We start from the raw sequence: 16,354 nt of genomic DNA on the forward strand, positions 1-16,354 counted from the left end.
CATGACCAACCCCATTACCGCCGAACGCACCAAGATCAAGGTTCGCGACCTGGAGTTCTTCTACGGCGAACACCGCTCCCTGAAGTCCATCAACATGGACATCCCGGAGAAGTGCATCACCGCGATCATCGGCCCGTCCGGCTGCGGCAAGTCGACCCTGCTGCGCATCTTCAACCGCATCTACTCCCTGTACCCGAAACAGGAAGCGCGCGGCGAGGTGATCCTCAACGGCGAGAACATCCTGGCCCCCGGTTACTCCATGAACCGCCTGCGCAGCCAGGTCGGCATGGTGTTCCAAAAGCCGGTGCCGTTCCCGATGACCATCTACGAGAACATCGCCTACGCCATTCGCCACCACGAGAAAGTCTCGCGCCGCGAGATGGACGATCGCGTCGAGCAGGCCCTGCGCGGCGCGGCCCTGTGGGACGAGGTGAAGGACAAGCTGAAGAACAACGCCCAGGGCCTCTCCGGCGGCCAGCAGCAGCGTCTGTGCATCGCCCGCACCATCGCGCTGAAGCCGCAGGTGCTGCTGCTCGACGAACCGACCTCGGCGCTGGACCCGATCTCCACCGGGCGCATCGAGCAGCTGATCACCGAGCTCAAGCAGGAGTTCACCGTGGTCATCGTGACCCACAACATGCAGCAGGCTGCGCGTTGCTCGGACTACACCGCCTTCATGTTCCTCGGCGACCTGATCGAGTTCGGTGACACCGACACGCTGTTCACCAAGCCGGCCAAGGAGCAGACCGAGGACTACATCACCGGCCGCTTCGGCTGATCGATAGGTCTTCGGCAGACGCCCGCCCCGGAGCGATCCGGGGCGGGCGTTTTCGTACCTGCGCCTGGCAGCTGCGTGCCGGTTCCGGCAATCGCCGGCCGCTGGGCGGCAAGGATTTGCCGCTTGCCGCCTGGCCGCCCCGCGTCGGACACGGCCCTGCTCACTGGTGTGTTTCTTGCCTGATACGAAGTTTCCATCGTGCCGGGAGTGCCATCCGTGAACATCATCAGTGGTCTGAGTGCGCTGAACCTCGCCGGCAAGGTGGTGCGCGGCGTCGTCGCCGGCGCCAGCGAGTTCGCCAGCCTGCTGGCCGAGGCCGGCAGCGCCGCGGATAGCCGCGCGACGAGCGGTACGAGCGGCGCTTCGGCCGGCGCGGTAGCATCCTCCGCCTCGGCCGCCAGCGACACCGGCGGCGCCCTGGACGATTTCCTCGCCTACATGAAGCTCAGCCCCGGCGAAAAGCTGCGCTACGGCGTCATGAAGGAGATGAACGTCACCCAGGACCAGCTCGACGCCATGTCGCCCGCGGATCGGGAGAAGGTCGAGAACGAGATCGCCCAGCGCATCAGGGAAAAGATCAAGTTGCAGGCCGACGCCGGCAGCCAGCCGGTCGCTCCCACTGCCACTCCGGTGGCCCTGATGCAGATGTACAGCGGTGAACGAAAACAGCCTTCCTTCGATCTGTTCGGTTGACCCCGCCAAGGCGTTGCGCCTGGCGCTGGCCCGTTCGCGCCGGGTGCAGCCGTGTATCAAGGCCGATACGACTTGCTACAGGGTGCCGACAGCAACCCTGAAAGCCCTGCCGTAGACTCGGTCGTCCGCAATAGCCCCGTTCCCGCGTAGCCAGATGTCGTCTTCCGCCTCCCACAGCAAATTCATCGGCCAGGTGCCCACGCACCTGATCCAGCAGGCCGTGCCGAAGAAGTTCGGGCGCGGCTGGCGTGCCGATTTCAATATCGCCGCCTGGCTCCACCTGGCCGGCACTGGCGACCAGCCAGTGACCCTGAAGCTCAGCTACCAGGACGGCGAACAGACCCGCGAGCAGCTAATCGACCGCGGTCGCCCGGCCTTCAACCAGCGCATCCTGCTGTGCGGCGTCGCCCGCCTGGAATACACCCACGGCATCGATGGCATGAGCCTGTCGCTGCTCAGCGACACCCCCATCCCGAGCCTGATGGTCGACGAACTCTTCGTTCAGGCCGTGGAATTGCGCAGTGCCGGCACGCTCAAGCACAAGCGTCGCTGAAGCGCCGATTCATCCGAAGGAGTGATACGCGCCACCCGGTCGATCGGGTGAAATGCGCGCTGGCGGTCATTCGCCCGCGCCTCGCCAGCCACTCCTGCCAGGATCAGCCATGCCCATCGACCCGACCCAGTTGCAGTCCTACACCCAGTTCCGTGGCATCGACATTCCGCTGCTCGACCACCTGAATTTCCGCTACCAGCCGGCGGGGGAGGATGGCGGCGACGGCCACCTGGTGCTTCAGGTGGGGCGCGAGCATCTCAACGGCTGGAACAATGCCCACGGCGGCGTGCTCATGAGCCTGCTCGACGTTGCCATGGCGCTGGCCTGCAGCCACGCCGACGAGCAGGGTCGCGGCTGTGTGACCGTCGAGATGAAGACCAGCTTTCTCCGGCCGGGCGGCGATGTCGGCGAAGTCCTCGAAGCCTTCGGCAGCGTGCGCCATCGCACGCGCTCTATCGCCTTCTGCGAGGCGGAGGTGCGCAATGCCGCCGGCGAGACGGTGGCGACGGCCTCGGGCACCTTCAAGTACCAGAACAAGCCGCGTCCGCTGGCCGACGCCTGAGCCAGGCGCTCCTACAGTCGTCCGGTATTCACCAACCGCTCTGGCTCGCAGGTTTTCGTGCGTTCACAAGCGCATTTGTCATGATTTTGTCATCAGGCGTCACTACATTTTTCCGTCATCAAACTGTCACCTCCGAGTGACGGCGCCATTGACGGCCCAACCCTTCCTGCCTGCGATGATCATGCTGCTGAACGACAAGACCCTGCCCCAGCGAATTCGCCGTGAGTCCCTCGACGATCTCGACGAAGCGCTCGAACTGGAGTGGCAGGACCTCTACGACCTGGACGGTCTGCCCACCGGCACCCTGGATGATTTCGAGGCGCGCCTGGCGCGCCAGCGCTACTTCCGCGAGCTGTTCCGCCTGCAGGGCGAGTTGGTGAAGCTGCAGAGCTGGGTGGTGAAGAGCGGGCACAAGGTGGTGATCCTCTTCGAAGGCCGCGACGCGGCGGGGAAGGGCGGGGTCATCAAGCGCATCACCCAGCGCCTCAACCCGCGCGTGTGCCGGGTCGCCGCGTTGCCCGCGCCGAACGACCGCGAGCAGACCCAGTGGTACTTCCAGCGCTATGTCTCGCACCTGCCGGCGGCGGGGGAGATCGTGCTGTTCGACCGCAGCTGGTACAACCGCGCCGGCGTCGAGCGGGTGATGGGCTTTTGCAGCGACGAGCAGTACGAGGAGTTCTTCCGCAGCGTGCCGGAGTTCGAGCGCATGCTCGCGCGTTCGGGCATCCAGCTGATCAAGTACTGGTTCTCGATCAGCGACGACGAGCAGCACCTGCGTTTCCTCAGCCGCATCCACGACCCGCTCAAGCAGTGGAAGCTCAGCCCCATGGACCTGGAGTCGCGGCGGCGCTGGGAGGCCTACACCAAGGCCAAGGAAATCATGCTCGAACGCACCCACATACCCGAGGCGCGCTGGTGGGTGGTGCAGGCCGACGACAAGAAGCGCGCACGGCTGAACTGCATTCATCACCTGCTCGGGCAGATTCCCTACGAGGACATCGAGCATCCGGCGGTGCAGCTGCCGGCACGGCAGCGAAACGCCGATTACGTGCGCATCCCGACGCCGCGGGAAATGCTGGTGCCGGAGGTTTATTGATCGCCCGTAGGATAGCGTTGAGCGCAGCGAAACCCATCGATCACAGCGTACAACCGCGAACGGTTGTACGCCCTACGGTTTGCACGCTTTGCCTTCGTACTGGTAGCCGTGCAGCTTGTATTCCTTGCCGTTCCAGCGTTCCACCGGGAAGCAGAAGCCCGGCCCGCCCACTTCGATATCCGGCCAGCCGCCGACGCCCTTGCTGCCCAGGATGGTCACCATGCCGGTGCCGCCGGTCACCAGCTTCCAGCTGCCGTCGGCCTGTTTGCTGACGAGTCGATAGCCGGCGCCCGTCGCGCCGTAGCAATTGGTCCCGCCTTCGCTGATGAGCGCCTCGGGGCGTCCGTCGCCATTGAAATCCGCCACCTGGTCGAGGCTCGCCGGGGTATAGGACGGGCTGCCATCGTCGCAATCGCTGCGCCAATCCTTGCCCTTGAGGGTGAACCCTGCGGCCTTGAAGGCTGCGCTGCTATCGGCGGGGGTGAGTTGCATGGCTGCCGTGGCGACGAGCGGCAAGGCGACGAGCAACATACACGCGAATCGGGGGTGGGTAGGGGACATGCTGTGACCTCCGGCAAAGGTGGCGGAAACACCGGGGCAGGACGGCCGGACGAGCCGCGGAAGCGGGGCGCGGATAGCGCCGGGCGGTTGCCGAAGTCTAGGTCAGTGCTGCGCAGCCGATGAACTGCGCGGTCGACGCCGGGCGCTCGGCTACGCTTGGCGCATGGACATCCGGATCGAACAGATCGATGGTGATCCGCCCGTATGGAAGGTCTTCCTGGGGACGTTCTTCATCGTGTGCAACAGCGAGGAAGAGGCCGTCGCCTGTCTGGAGGCGGCCCGTCAGTACGTGTCCAGCCATCCGGGCGTGCAGTGTTTCCTGCCGCGTCCGCCCGCCATCTCGCCGCCTGCCGACGGGCGCCTGTTCCCACGCCGCGAGCACCTGCCCCTGGTCCCGGAAACGGCGAGCAGCGATTCTTCGGAAAACTGAGCCACTTATTGCAGCGACTGGCTTAGCTTGCGCAGTTGCTCGGCCTGCTGCTGCAGATCGACGACCACCTGCAGGATCAGCTCGGAGTCGTCCTGGGCCTGGCCGTAGGTTGCGTAGAGCAGGGTGCTGGCGGCGCGTTCGTTGCGCTCGGAGACGGTCAGCAGGGTGTCTTTCAAAGTCTTGGTCAGCAGTTCGACATACATGGTTGAGCTCTCCGGTTCAGTGATCGTCATTCTCCGGCGGACTGCCTGAACGCCACCTGACCAAACACTGAACCGGCGCTGAACCTGCCGGCATTTGCTGCGCAGTGACGGGAAAGTCTGCGATTTACGCATAACACGTGTCTCGTCGCCGACTTCTTGCGTCTATCTGGCGCCTTTTCCGCGGACTCCGCTCAATCCCGTTCCGGCCAGCCCGGAGCACTCAAGGAATGCCATGACCGACGTCGTCGATCTCTTCGATATCCAGTACCTGTGGAACCTGTTGGCGGTGCTCTGGTTCCTGCTCTGCTGGGTGGGCTATACCCGCTACGCAAGCTGGAAGGCGCGCGACACCGCCTGCCTGGCGAGCGTGCTGCACCTGTATCGCGAGGATTGGATGCGCCGCCTGCTGCTGCGCGACAACCGCGTGGCCGACGCCAGCGTGATCGGCAACCTGGAGCGCAACGCCTCGTTCTTCGCCTCCAGCACCCTGATCATCATCGCCGGTGTGCTCACCCTGCTGGGCTCGGCGGAGCGCACCCTGTCGGTGCTGAACGACCTGCCGTTCGTCATGCCGCCGACCCGCGGCCTGTCCGAGCTGAAGTTGCTGTGCCTCGCGGTGCTGTTCGTCTACGCCTTCTTCACCTTCAGCTGGTGCATGCGCCAGTACAACTTCGCCGCGGTACTGGTGGGCTCGGCGCCGCTGATCGGCGAACGGCATGTCGGCGAGCTGGAGCGCAAGGCCTTCGCCGAACGCGCCGCGCGGGTGGTTTCGATGGCGGCGCACCAGTTCAACCAGGGCCTGCGTTCCTACTACTTCGGCCTGGGGATGCTGGCCTGGTTCATCAACCCCTGGCTGTTCATGCTGGTCAGTGCCGGCGTGGTCGGCGTCCTCTACCAGCGCGAGTTCCATTCCGACGTGCTCAAGGTGATGGTCTACACCCCGACCCTGACCCCGGCTCCGTCGCACTCGACGACAGGTGAAGCAGTAAAAGACAACTGCTGAGAACGACAAGGCCCGCATCACAGACTGTGTGAAAACCTAGCCGTCTGAGCACAAGCCAAAGACAATGCCCGTATCGATCGATACGGGCATTTTCGTTCATGGGCTATATCCGCGGTGAAGGGCGTGATCAGGGCAGCTTGTTTCCAGTGTCGCTGGATGAGTGGGTCCCTGAAGAACATCTGATCCGCGTGATCGAGGCCTATGTGGCGCGACTGGATCTGCAGCGACTTGGCTTCAGCAAGGCGCAGGCGAGCAAGGTTGGACGCCCGGCCTATGATCCGGCCGACTTACTACGGAAATGGCCCTGGCAGTACAGGCCTACAACCTCAAGCGCGCGATCCAGGTGCTCGGTGCTCGGCGCCTGATCGAGTTGATGGGCTGAGCCCTCAGAAAAGCAAACGCCCCGAACCAGTCGGGGCGTTTGATTAGCCTTGCTCACAGCGTGTTTTCACACAGTCTGGAATGCGGGCCTTGTGCGTTACGGGTGGAGCTTACTGCTGCTTCGGCTCCTCGCCGGCCGGGGCCGGAGTGCTCGGGGCCGGGGCGGCCGGAGCGGCTTCGTTGGCCGGCGGGGTGGTCGGCGCGGCAGCCGGGGCGCTTGGTTGCTCAGCGGCCGGTGGAGCCTTGGGCTCCTCTTTCTTGTTGCAACCGGCGAGGGTCAGGCCGGCGGCCAGCAGCAGAGCAACGGTAAGGGTCTTTTTCATCGTGGAGCCTCCTTGTGCGGCATTCCTGGGACGTGCAGCTTGGAGTTGAGACTTGTCTTAGAAGTTCCATGTAAGGTTGCGCCAAGCCGGTGATTTATCGCTGCTGCGACTCCTGGCAGCGGAGTATGATGCGCGCTTCAGCAAACCGGCGACCCGATCCTCATGAGCGAAACCCTCCTTCTAGAGCGCGTCGAGCGCTTTCTCGCGGTGCTGCGCCATTGCCAGGTGCTGGGCATCAGCGCACACGCGGCTGACGCCAAGGGGCTGACCCTGCGCCTGCCCTACAGCGAGGCCATCGTCGGCAACCCGGAAACCGGCGTGATCCACGGCGGCGCCATCACCACCCTGATGGACACCACCTGCGGCATCTCCACGCTCTGCGTGCTGCCGGAGTTCGAGATCTGCCCGACCCTGGACCTGCGCATCGACTACATGCACCCGGCGGAGCCGCACAAGGATGTCTTCGGCTTCGCCGAGTGCTACCGCGTTACGCCGAACATCATCTTCACCCGCGGCATCGCCTACCAGGACGATCCCGAGCAGCCCATCGCCCACGTGGTCGGCACCTTCATGCGCCTGGGCAAGAGCGTGGGTGCGCGGACGGCGGAGAAGGGGGCGGGCGCATGAGCACGTCGAGTTTCGAACAGCTGATACTCCAGTGCCGGCAGAACAGCGACTTCGCGCCGCTGCTGGAAAGCATTCCCTACGCCCGGCTCATCGGCATGCGCTGCCTGCAGTTGGGCGAGGACGTGATCTTCCACCTGCCTGCCGCCCGCGACAACATCGGAAACCCGACCCTGCCGGCGCTGCATGGCGGCGTGATCGCCGGCTTCATGGAACATGCGGCGATGCTGCACCTGCTGATGTTCATGGACATGCCGCATCTGCCGAAGATCATCGACTTCTCCATCGACTACCTGCGCGCCGGGCACTTCCGCGATACCTACGCGCAGTGCCAGGTCTGGCGCCAGGGCCGGCGGGTGACCAACGTCGCCATCAGCGCCTGGCAGACCACCCGCGGCGAGCCCATCGCCACCGCCCGCGCGCACTTCAAGGTCGACGGCGCCTGAGCCGGGCGGGAGCGCTCCGATGGATACGCTGCTGATCCTCGCCGGCCTGCTGCTGATCCTCGCCGGCTACGTCTGGCTGATCATCCTCGCCTTCGAACGCGGTCCGCTTTGGGGCCTGGCGTGCGTGCTGCCGCCGCTGGCTCCGTTGTTCCTCGCGCGCCACTGGGATTACGGGCGCAAGGCCGTGGTGCTCGGCGCGCTGGGCGGCATTCCGCTGGTGGTCGGCCTGGCCATGCTCGCCAGCCATGACAGCGCGCGCCTGGAAGCCATCCTGCGCCTGCAATGGCTGCGCAGCGAAACGGCGGTGCCGGACCTGGCCATCGCCCTGCGCGGCGAACTCGACGGCAAACCCTTCGCGCCGCAGCAGGCGGAATTGATCGACGGCGTATTGAGCCTGCGCGAGGGCGATGACTTCTACGCCCGCCGCGAATTGCAGATTCGCCTGCGCCAGCCGGTTACGGGCGCACTGCGCCTGGACGTGCTGCCGGAAGACAAGGGTCCGTTGCCCGACGTGGAAATCAGCTGGCTGGCGCCGGACAGCGACCTGCCCGAGGCCCGCCGCCTGAACCATGGCTACAGCCTGCACCTGGACCTGCAGCCGGAGGCACCGAACCGCCTGCGCGGGGTCTTCCACCTGGTGCTGCCCACCGAGTACCGGACTTCCCTGACCGGCGAGGTCGAGCTCTATACCGACCGCCTGCGCTACCGCAACGGCGTGGTGGATACCCACTACGACTCGCTCGATACGCTGGCCTACGTGGCGCGCGACTATCTCGAGCGGCGCTTCCCGGACAACGTCGTGGCGCTGTCGCCCTTGCCGCACGTCGACCTGCAACGTCATGAGCTGGCGCTGCCAGTGGCTTTCACCCTGGATGGTCGCGCCGAACAGCTGGAATTGTCGTTGCAGCGCAGCGAAAACCGTGGCTGGGCGGTGCGCGACGATCACTATCCCAAGCGCTCTACGCACCCGGCGGCGAGCAAACCGGCCGAGCCGACGACTGCGGTCCGCGCGCCGGCGCCCCGTCCGGCCTATGGCCTGTTGCCGATCGAGCGCCTGCAGGCCGATCCGCAACGCTTCATCAACCGCAGCATGCGCGTGACCACCGAGAGCGGGCGCAGCGCCCAGGGCATCTTCACCGGCCTCGACCAGGAAGGTCGGCTGGTCATCCGTCAGGTTCTCAGCGGCCCGGGAGAGGTCAGCTACAGCCTGCGTCCCGACGAAATCGTCCAGGTCGAACTCCTCGCCCCTTGATCGTGCCGATGGCAAGCCCTTGAAAAGGCAAAGGAAGCCCCCATCTCGCTGACATCCGCCGTTCGATGCGGCTTTTGTCATCCTCGGAGCGAGAACCAATGAGCGTGGAGACTCAAAAAGAGACCCTGGGCTTCCAGACCGAAGTGAAGCAACTGCTTCACCTGATGATCCATTCCCTGTATTCGAACAAGGAAATCTTCCTCCGCGAGCTGATTTCCAACGCCTCCGACGCGGCCGACAAGCTGCGTTTCGAAGCCCTGGCCAAGCCGGAGCTGCTCGAAGGCGGCGCGGAGCTGAAGATCCGCGTGAGCTTCGACAAGGACGCCAAGACCGTCACCCTCGAAGACAACGGCATCGGCATGAGCCGCGAGGAAGTGATCGCGCACCTGGGCACCATCGCCAAGTCCGGCACCGCCGACTTCCTGAAGAACCTGTCGGGCGACCAGAAGAAGGATTCGCACCTGATCGGCCAGTTCGGCGTGGGCTTCTACAGCGCCTTCATCGTCGCCGACAAGGTAGACGTCTTTACCCGTCGCGCCGGTGCTTCGGCAGCCGAGGGCGTGCACTGGTCGTCGAAAGGCGAGGGTGACTTCGAAGTCGCCACCGTAGAGAAGGCTGACCGCGGCACCCGCATCGTCCTGCACCTGAAGAGCGGCGAAGAAGAGTTCGCCGACGGCTGGCGCCTGCGCAACGTCATCAAGAAATACTCCGACCACATCGCCCTGCCCATCGAGCTGCCGAAAGAGCATTACGGCGAGGACAAGCCGGCCGAAGTCGAGTGGGAAGTGGTCAACCGCGCCAGCGCCCTCTGGACCCGTCCGCGCACCGAGATCAAGGACGAGGAATACCAGGAGTTCTACAAGCACATCGCGCATGACTTCGAGAACCCGCTGAGCTGGAGCCACAACAAGGTCGAAGGGAAGCTGGAATACACCTCGCTGCTCTACGTGCCGGGCCGCCCGCCGTTCGACCTGTACCACCGCGAAGCTCCGCGTGGCCTGAAGCTGTACGTGCAGCGCGTGTTCATCATGGACCAGGCCGAGCAGTTCCTGCCGCTGTACCTGCGCTTCATCAAGGGCGTTGTCGACTCCAACGACCTGTCGCTGAACGTCTCCCGCGAGATCCTGCAGTCCGGCCCGGTCGTCGACTCGATGAAGTCGGCGCTGACCAAGCGCGTGCTGGACATGCTGGAGAAGTTGGCGAGCAGCGACGCCGAGGCCTACAAGGGCTTCTGGAAGAACTTCGGCCAGGTGCTCAAGGAAGGCCCGGCGGAAGACTTCGCCAACAAGGAGAAGATCGCCGGCCTGCTGCGCTTCGCTTCCACCAGCGACGAATCCGGCGAGCAGAGCGTGTCGCTTGCCGACTACCTGGGCCGCGTGAAGGAAGGCCAGGACAAGATCTACTACCTTACCGGCGAAAGCTTCGCCCAGGTGAAGAACAGCCCGCACCTGGAAGTCTTCCGCAAGAAGGGCATCGAGGTTCTGCTGCTCACCGACCGCATCGACGAGTGGCTGATGAGCTACCTGTCGGATTTCGACGGCAAGCAGTTCGTCGACGTCGCCCGCGGCGACCTGGACCTGGGCAGCCTGGACTCGGAAGAGGACAAGAAGGCCCAGGAAGAAATCGCCAAGGCCAAAGAGGGCCTGGTCGAGCGCCTGAAGACCGCGCTGGGTGACGAAGTCGCCGAAGTGCGTGTCTCGCACCGCCTGACCGATTCCCCGGCGATCCTTGCCATCGGCGAGGCCGACCTCGGCCTGCAGATGCGCCAGATCCTCGAGGCCAGCGGGCAGAAGGTTCCGGAGTCCAAGCCGATCTTCGAGTTCAACCCGGCCCACCCGCTGATCGAGAAGCTCGACGCCGAGCCCGACGAAGACCGCTTCGGCGAGCTGGCACGCATTCTCTTCGACCAGGCCGCGCTGGCCGCCGGCGACAGCCTCAAGGACCCGGCCGCCTACGTACGGCGTCTGAATAAGCTGCTGGTGGAACTTTCCGCCTAAGCGAGTAACCTCCCACAAAGCCCGCTACTGCGGGCTTTGTGCTTTTCCTACCCCCACTCAAGGAAATCACCGATGAGTCAGATCAGCGTCCAGCCCGTCGCCTACGAAGTCGATGGTGTTTCTTTCGAAGGTCAGCTCGTATTCGATGCCTCCAGCAGCGTGCAGCGTCCCGGCCTGCTGATGGCGCCGAACTGGATGGGCGTCAGCCAGGGCGCGCTGGACGTCGCCCGTCAGGTCGCTGGCCACGGTTACGTGGTGCTGGTGGCCGATCTCTACGGCAAGGATGTGCGCCCCAACGGCCCGGACCAGGCCGGCGCCGCCATGATGCCGCTGAAGAACGACCGCGCCCTGCTGCGCAAGCGCATGCAGGCCGCCTTCAAGACCCTGCAGGCGCAAGCCGGAAAAGCACCGCTCGACACCACCAAGCTGGCCAGTTTCGGCTTCTGCTTCGGCGGCTGCTGCGCGCTGGAACTGGCCCGTGACGGCGCGCAGCTGGCAGCTGCAGTGTCGTTCCACGGCACCCTGGATACGCCGAACCCGGCCGACGCGAAGAACATCAAGGGCGCGGTACTGGTGCTCGACGGCGCTTCCGATCCGCTGGTGCCGCGCGACTCCCTGCCGGCCTTCGCCAAGGAAATGACCGACGCCGGCGTGGATTGGGCGCTGACCAGCTATGGCGGCGCGGTGCACTCCTTCACCGACCCGCATGCCCAGGTGCCGGGCATGATGCAGTACGACGCCAAGATCGCCCGCCGGGCCTTCCAGGCGATGTTCGACCTGTTCGACGAGCGTTTCGGCGAGTAAGGCGGCTGCTGTGCAAAAGCCCGGCTCAGGCCGGGCTTTTTCATTTCTGTGCACCCCGCGCACAAACCACCCCTGTATGAGCGAGCTTGCTCCCGAACGACATGTCCCGGATGCACGGGCATCTCGGGACGACTCTGTCCCTTCCTGTAGGAGCGGATTTATCCGCGAAGGTCCTTGCGCCACTTCATCCATGTAGGAGCGCGCCATGCGCGCGATTCGCGGCCATGGGCCGCTCCTACAGGGGAGCGCCGTGCCGTGCGGTTCGCGCGCAAGCTCGCTCCTACGAAAAGCTCTGCTTGCGGCAGCAACGAAAAAGCCCCGCACTGGGCGGGGCCTTTCGAGGCAGCGCCGATCAGGCGCTGCGGCGGCGGAACAGCGGCTGCGGCTGGCTCACCGAGGTCTGGTAGACCTCGCTGAAGTCGTCCAGGCTGGCCAGCGCGTCATGCGGGTCGCGGTCGGCGCGGATGGCGTAGGCGTCGAAACCGCAGCTCTGCATGAAGAACAGCTGGTCGCGCAGTACGTCGCCGATGGCGCGCACTTCGCGCTTGTAGCCGAAGCGCTCGCGCAGCAGGCGCGCCGTGCTGAAACCACGGCCATCGGTGAAGGCCGGGAAGTTCACCGCGATCACCTGGAACTTGTCCAGGTCGCCGGCGATGGCTTCCGGTTCCTCGTCCGCGTCCAGCCATACGCCCAGGCCGCCGTCGCGGCCGCGCAGGGCGGCGCCGTGCTCGAGCCACAGGTTCAGCGGAATGATCACGTCGTCGCTGTTGGGCACGCTTTCCAGGGTCGCGTCCTTGGGCAGCAGGTGCCAGCGGTCGTCGACCACTTCGCGGTGCTTAATGATTCGCTGCATATACGCGCTCCTTGAAGGGATCGATGCCGATACGGCGGTAGGTATCGAGGAAGCGTTCCTCTTCGGTGCGCTGTTCGACGTAGACGTTGATGATCTTCTCGATCACGTCGGCCATCTGCTCCTGGGCGAACGACGGGCCGAGGATCTGCGCGAGGCTCGCGTCACGGCTGGCACTGCCGCCGAGGGAGACCTGGTAGAACTCCTCACCCTTCTTGTCCACGCCGAGGATGCCGATGTGGCCGACGTGGTGGTGGCCGCAGGCGTTCATGCAGCCGGAGATGTTCAGGTCGATGTCGCCGATGTCGAACAGGTAGTCCAGGTCCTCGAAGCGACGCTGGATGGCTTCGGCCACCGGGATCGACTTGGCGTTGGCCAGGGAGCAGAAGTCGCCGCCCGGGCAGCAGATGATGTCGGTCAGCAGGCCCACGTTCGGGGTGGCGAAGCCTTGCTCGCGCAGTTCGCCCCAGAGGGTGAACAGCTGCGCCTGCTCGACGTCGGCGAGGATGATGTTCTGGTTATGGCTGTTGCGCACTTCGCCGAAGCTGTAGCGATCGGCCAGGTCGGCGACAGCGTCCAGCTGCTTGTCGGTGATGTCGCCAGGCGCCACGCCGGTGGGCTTGAGCGACAGGGTCACGGCGACGTAGCCGGGCTTCTTGTGGGCGAAGGTGTTGCGCTGGCGCCAGCGGGCGAAGCCGGGGTTCTCGGCGTCGAGCTGGGCGAGGGCGGCATCCTGGTCTTCCAGGGCCTTGTAGGCCGGGTCGACGAAGTGCGCGGCCACGCGCTGCACTTCGGCTTCGGTCAGGGTGCTCGGGCCGTCCTTCAGGTGCGCCCACTCGGCGTCGACCTTCTGGGCGAAGACTTCCGGGGTCAGCGCCTTGACCAGGATCTTGATGCGCGCCTTGTACTTGTTGTCGCGACGGCCATAGCGGTTGTACACGCGCAGGATGGCGTCGAGGTACGACAGCAGGTGTTGCCACGGCAGGAATTCGTTGATGAAGCTGCCGACGATCGGGGTACGGCCCAGGCCACCGCCGACGGAAACGCGGAAGCCAAGCTCACCGGCAGCGTTCTGCACCGCTTCCAGGCCGATGTCGTGCACCTCGATGGCGGCGCGGTCGCTCACGGCGCCGTTGACGGCGATCTTGAACTTGCGCGGCAGGTGGGCGAATTCGGGGTGGAAGGTCGACCACTGGCGGATGATCTCGCACCAGGGGCGCGGATCGACGAGCTCGTCGCGGGCGACGCCGGCGAACTGGTCGGTGGTGGTGTTGCGGATGCAGTTGCCGCTGGTCTGGATCGCGTGCATCTGCACGGTGGCCAGCTCGGCGAGGATTTCCGGTACGTCTTCCAGCTCCGGCCAGTTGTATTGCACGTTCTGGCGGGTGCTGATGTGGGCGTAGCCCTTGTCGTAGTCGCGGGCGATCTGCGCCAGCTTGCGTACCTGCACCGAGGAGAGCAGGCCGTAGGGCACGGCGACGCGCAGCATGGGCGCGTATCGCTGGATATAGAGGCCGTTCTGCAGACGCAGCGGGCGGAATTCCTCGCCGGTCAGTTCGCCCGCCAGGTAGCGGCGGGTCTGATCGCGGAACTGCTTGACGCGATCCTCTACGATCCGCTGATCGTATTCGTCATATACGTACATGAAATTTCCTGCTGTCAGGCTATAGCGCTCGGGCGTACTGCGCTTCCAAGCGCGCACGGCAACGCGCTCCACGCGGAGTGGGGCGCACGATACCAGTCAGGGAATATTCGTAAAAGTGAAGTTTGAGTATATGGCGAGAACTTTCTGATCTAAGCGGCGGCTCCAGGCGAACCGCCGCTGCGACGGCGCCAGGCGGGCAGGGCGATGCGCCCGCCCGGCGGTGGTTCAGGCGTCGCGGCCGTGGGCCTGGGCGCCCAGCTGAGCGGTATCGACGCGGACGAAAATGGAGTCGCCGATTGCAGTCAGCACATCGCCGGCATACACCTCGCAGATGATCCGGGTCTTGCGCCCAAGATCGCCGTCCACCCGTGCGCGCAGGGTCAGTGGCACGCCCATCGGGGTCGGCTTGATGAACTTGATGCCGAGGTTGCCGGTGACGCAGTCCGGGCGCGGCAGGCTGCCCGGCTCGCGGCCTTCGGCACGGTAGTGGTGGGCCATGGCGGTCCAGTTCGAGTGGCAGTCCACCAGCATGGCGATCAGGCCGCCGTAGACCAGCTCCGGCCAGCCCGTGTACTTGGCCTCGGGCAGGTGCTTGGCCATGACGTGGATGCCGTCCTCGTGCCAGTAGCTCTTGATGTGCAGGCCATGGGGGTTGGCGCCGCCGCAGCCGTAGCAGATGCCTTCGGGCGCGGCGCTGTCTTGCAGGGAAAGAGAGTCCATCGGGATGCCTTGTCGCAGTCGGGGAACCGCCCCAGCCTAGCGGGTTTGCCGGGCCGGCAGAAGGGCGCGGCGCGCCTTGTAGCGATCGCCGGGCTGGTCTTAACTGCTGGTGGGTCCACCGACAACAGCAAGAAAAAGAGGGGGAGAAATGAGCGAAGAGTCCCACAACGACAACCGCGACAGCGTCATCGACGCCCGCGCCGCTTTCATCCTGATCCTGCTGGTGGTCGCCACCGCGGTGTACTGGGTCAGCCATCAGTAAGTCGCTGCCCGCCCCGTTGGTCAGGGGCGGGCGCTTTCAATAGAGGCAAATGGCTATACTTCGGCGGTTGTGACTGTCGGGGTAGGGCAAGTGAGTTTTCTGCGTAAATCCTGGGTGTTGGTCGCCGGCCTGTTGCTCTCCATGGGCTGCCAGGCGGCTTCGGTGGTCTTTCTCAACCCCGGGCGCGCCAACGAAACGTTCTGGGTCAGCTACACGCAATTCATGCAGGCCGCGGCGAGCGACCTGGGTATGTCGCTGCAGGTGCGCTACGGCGAACGCGATACCCAGAAGATGCTTCGCGAAGCCCGCGAAGTGCTGCAGGGGACGCAGCGTCCCGACTACCTGATCTTCGTCAACGAGAACTACGCCGGCCCGGAAATCCTGCGCCTATCGGTGGGCAGCGGTGTGCGCCTGTTCGCCGTGAACAGCACCCTGACCGCCGACCAGCAGCGCATCGCCGGCGCCAGCCGCGGGCGCTACCCGAACTGGATCGGCAGCCTGGTGGCCGACGACGAAGCGGCCGGCTACCTGATGGCCAAGGCGTTGCTGCGCCAGGGTGAAGCGAGCGGGGCACCGCTGCAGATGCTGGCGTTCTCCGGCAGCAAGCAGACACCCGCCTCGCAGTTCCGCGAGCAAGGCATGCGCCGGGCGCTGGCGGAGTATCCGCAGGCGCGGCTGTTGCAGTTGGTCTATGCCGGCTGGGCCAACGAGCGGGCCTACGAGCAGGGCTTGCAGCTGCTCAAGCGCTACCCGCAGACGCGGCTGGTCTGGTCGGCGAACGATGAGATGGCCTTCGGTGCCATGCGCGCGGCCAAGCAGCTCGGCCGCGTGCCGGGCAAGGACCTGCTGTTCAGTGCGCTGAACAACTCCCCGGAGATGCTCGACAGCACTGTCGATGGCCGCGTAAGCGTGGCGGCTACCGGCCACTTCAGCCTCGGTGCCTGGGCGATGGTGTTGCTGCATGACTACGATGCCGGAGTCGACTTCGCTACCCACGGCGGCAAGGATCGGCAGATACCGATCTTCGTTCTGCTCGACCGTCGCCAGGCCGCACGCATGAAGGCCAATCTCGCGCGCCCGGGCTTCGGTATCGACTTCCGCGACTTCAGCCTGGCGCTGCATCCGGAGCGCAAGCGCTATGAGTTCTCGGTGCAGCCCCTGCTGCGCTAGG

20 protein-coding genes are annotated in these 16,354 nt (G+C 65.1%); 14 read left to right on the top strand and 6 right to left on the bottom strand.

The features are described 5' to 3' along the window. Position 1: 1 nt before the first annotated feature. From pstB to ppk2, 5 genes are all read left to right on the top strand, one after another. Positions 2–778: a phosphate ABC transporter ATP-binding protein PstB gene (gene pstB / locus ACA097_RS23725; RefSeq protein ID WP_043257466.1), complete on the top strand. Its 777-nt coding sequence runs from the start codon at positions 2–4 to the stop codon at positions 776–778. 216 nt (positions 779–994) lie between these two features. Continuing rightward, a complete protein-coding gene (locus tag ACA097_RS23730) occupies positions 995–1,471 on the top strand; it encodes a hypothetical protein (protein ID WP_052355315.1) in 477 nt (158 codons plus the stop codon). A 154-nt stretch (positions 1,472–1,625) separates the two neighbouring features. Next, a complete protein-coding gene (locus tag ACA097_RS23735) occupies positions 1,626–2,024 on the top strand; it encodes a hypothetical protein (protein WP_371366402.1) in 399 nt (132 codons plus the stop codon). A 109-nt stretch (positions 2,025–2,133) separates the two neighbouring features. Beyond that, entirely contained in the window at positions 2,134–2,586 is a 453-nt protein-coding gene (locus tag ACA097_RS23740; protein ID WP_371366404.1) for a PaaI family thioesterase, read from the top strand. A 181-nt stretch (positions 2,587–2,767) separates the two neighbouring features. Continuing rightward, positions 2,768–3,682 carry a polyphosphate kinase 2 gene (gene ppk2 / locus ACA097_RS23745; RefSeq protein ID WP_371370564.1) on the top strand — a complete coding sequence of 305 codons (915 nt, stop codon included), beginning with the start codon at positions 2,768–2,770 and terminating at the stop codon, positions 3,680–3,682. A 72-nt stretch (positions 3,683–3,754) separates the two neighbouring features. Here ppk2 and ACA097_RS23750 read toward each other — a convergent pair whose 3' ends face one another. Continuing rightward, complete coding sequence (locus tag ACA097_RS23750) at positions 3,755–4,213, bottom strand: hypothetical protein (RefSeq protein ID WP_160288959.1); 459 nt, start codon at positions 4,211–4,213, stop codon at positions 3,755–3,757. A 193-nt stretch (positions 4,214–4,406) separates the two neighbouring features. Between ACA097_RS23750 and ACA097_RS23755 the strand changes: the two genes are divergently transcribed. Continuing rightward, complete coding sequence (locus tag ACA097_RS23755; protein WP_371366406.1) at positions 4,407–4,673, top strand: hypothetical protein; 267 nt, start codon at positions 4,407–4,409, stop codon at positions 4,671–4,673. A gap of 5 nt (positions 4,674–4,678) precedes the next feature. On the opposite strand, the gene ACA097_RS23760 is transcribed toward ACA097_RS23755, so the two are convergent. Next, positions 4,679–4,876, bottom strand: a complete 198-nt coding sequence (locus tag ACA097_RS23760; protein ID WP_043253319.1) for a hypothetical protein — start codon at positions 4,874–4,876, stop codon at positions 4,679–4,681. Positions 4,877–5,108: 232 nt separating this feature from the next. On the opposite strand from ACA097_RS23760, the gene ACA097_RS23765 reads away from it, so the two are divergent. Continuing rightward, the gene (locus tag ACA097_RS23765; protein WP_371366408.1) at positions 5,109–5,879 is read left to right on the top strand and encodes a DUF599 domain-containing protein; all 771 of its coding nucleotides are present in this window, start codon (positions 5,109–5,111) and stop codon (positions 5,877–5,879) included. Between the two features lie 98 nt (positions 5,880–5,977). Continuing rightward, positions 5,978–6,244, top strand: a complete 267-nt coding sequence (locus tag ACA097_RS23770) for a transposase (RefSeq protein WP_371366410.1) — start codon at positions 5,978–5,980, stop codon at positions 6,242–6,244. 126 nt (positions 6,245–6,370) lie between these two features. Here ACA097_RS23770 and ACA097_RS23775 read toward each other — a convergent pair whose 3' ends face one another. Next, complete coding sequence (locus ACA097_RS23775) at positions 6,371–6,583, bottom strand: hypothetical protein (protein WP_043253318.1); 213 nt, start codon at positions 6,581–6,583, stop codon at positions 6,371–6,373. Between the two features lie 162 nt (positions 6,584–6,745). Between ACA097_RS23775 and ACA097_RS23780 the strand changes: the two genes are divergently transcribed. The 5 genes from ACA097_RS23780 to ACA097_RS23800 all read left to right on the top strand — a co-directional run bounded on the left by ACA097_RS23780 (position 6,746) and on the right by ACA097_RS23800 (position 11,706). After that, positions 6,746–7,210, top strand: coding sequence for a PaaI family thioesterase (locus ACA097_RS23780; RefSeq protein ID WP_043253317.1), 465 nt, complete (start codon positions 6,746–6,748; stop codon positions 7,208–7,210). Continuing rightward, positions 7,207–7,653: a PaaI family thioesterase gene (locus tag ACA097_RS23785; RefSeq protein WP_043253316.1), complete on the top strand. Its 447-nt coding sequence runs from the start codon at positions 7,207–7,209 to the stop codon at positions 7,651–7,653. Before ACA097_RS23780 ends, ACA097_RS23785 begins: the two co-directional genes overlap by 4 nt. 19 nt (positions 7,654–7,672) lie before the next feature. Beyond that, complete coding sequence (locus ACA097_RS23790; RefSeq protein ID WP_371366412.1) at positions 7,673–8,905, top strand: MFS transporter; 1,233 nt, start codon at positions 7,673–7,675, stop codon at positions 8,903–8,905. A gap of 98 nt (positions 8,906–9,003) precedes the next feature. Next, positions 9,004–10,902 carry a molecular chaperone HtpG gene (htpG, locus tag ACA097_RS23795; RefSeq protein ID WP_371366414.1) on the top strand — a complete coding sequence of 633 codons (1,899 nt, stop codon included), beginning with the start codon at positions 9,004–9,006 and terminating at the stop codon, positions 10,900–10,902. A gap of 72 nt (positions 10,903–10,974) precedes the next feature. Further along, positions 10,975–11,706, top strand: coding sequence for a dienelactone hydrolase family protein (locus ACA097_RS23800; protein WP_160287599.1), 732 nt, complete (start codon positions 10,975–10,977; stop codon positions 11,704–11,706). 352 nt (positions 11,707–12,058) lie between these two features. Here the strand turns inward: ACA097_RS23800 and ACA097_RS23805 are convergent, their stop codons facing one another. The 3 genes from ACA097_RS23805 to ACA097_RS23815 form a co-directional block, all read right to left on the bottom strand. Beyond that, complete coding sequence (locus ACA097_RS23805) at positions 12,059–12,559, bottom strand: DUF934 domain-containing protein (RefSeq protein WP_371366416.1); 501 nt, start codon at positions 12,557–12,559, stop codon at positions 12,059–12,061. Further along, positions 12,543–14,201 carry a nitrite/sulfite reductase gene (locus ACA097_RS23810; RefSeq protein WP_043253311.1) on the bottom strand — a complete coding sequence of 553 codons (1,659 nt, stop codon included), beginning with the start codon at positions 14,199–14,201 and terminating at the stop codon, positions 12,543–12,545. The genes ACA097_RS23805 and ACA097_RS23810 overlap by 17 nt, the downstream gene beginning before the upstream one ends. 225 nt (positions 14,202–14,426) lie before the next feature. Then, the gene (locus ACA097_RS23815) at positions 14,427–14,921 is read right to left on the bottom strand and encodes a PaaI family thioesterase (RefSeq protein WP_160287597.1); all 495 of its coding nucleotides are present in this window, start codon (positions 14,919–14,921) and stop codon (positions 14,427–14,429) included. A 403-nt stretch (positions 14,922–15,324) separates the two neighbouring features. Here ACA097_RS23815 and ACA097_RS23820 point away from each other — a divergent pair, with 403 nt between their 5' ends. Beyond that, a complete protein-coding gene (locus ACA097_RS23820; RefSeq protein WP_052355453.1) occupies positions 15,325–16,353 on the top strand; it encodes an ABC transporter substrate-binding protein in 1,029 nt (342 codons plus the stop codon). Position 16,354: the final 1 nt, after the last annotated feature.

Source organism: Pseudomonas sp. QL9, assembly GCF_041409665.1.
GTDB classification, from domain to species: domain Bacteria; phylum Pseudomonadota; class Gammaproteobacteria; order Pseudomonadales; family Pseudomonadaceae; genus Pseudomonas; species Pseudomonas knackmussii.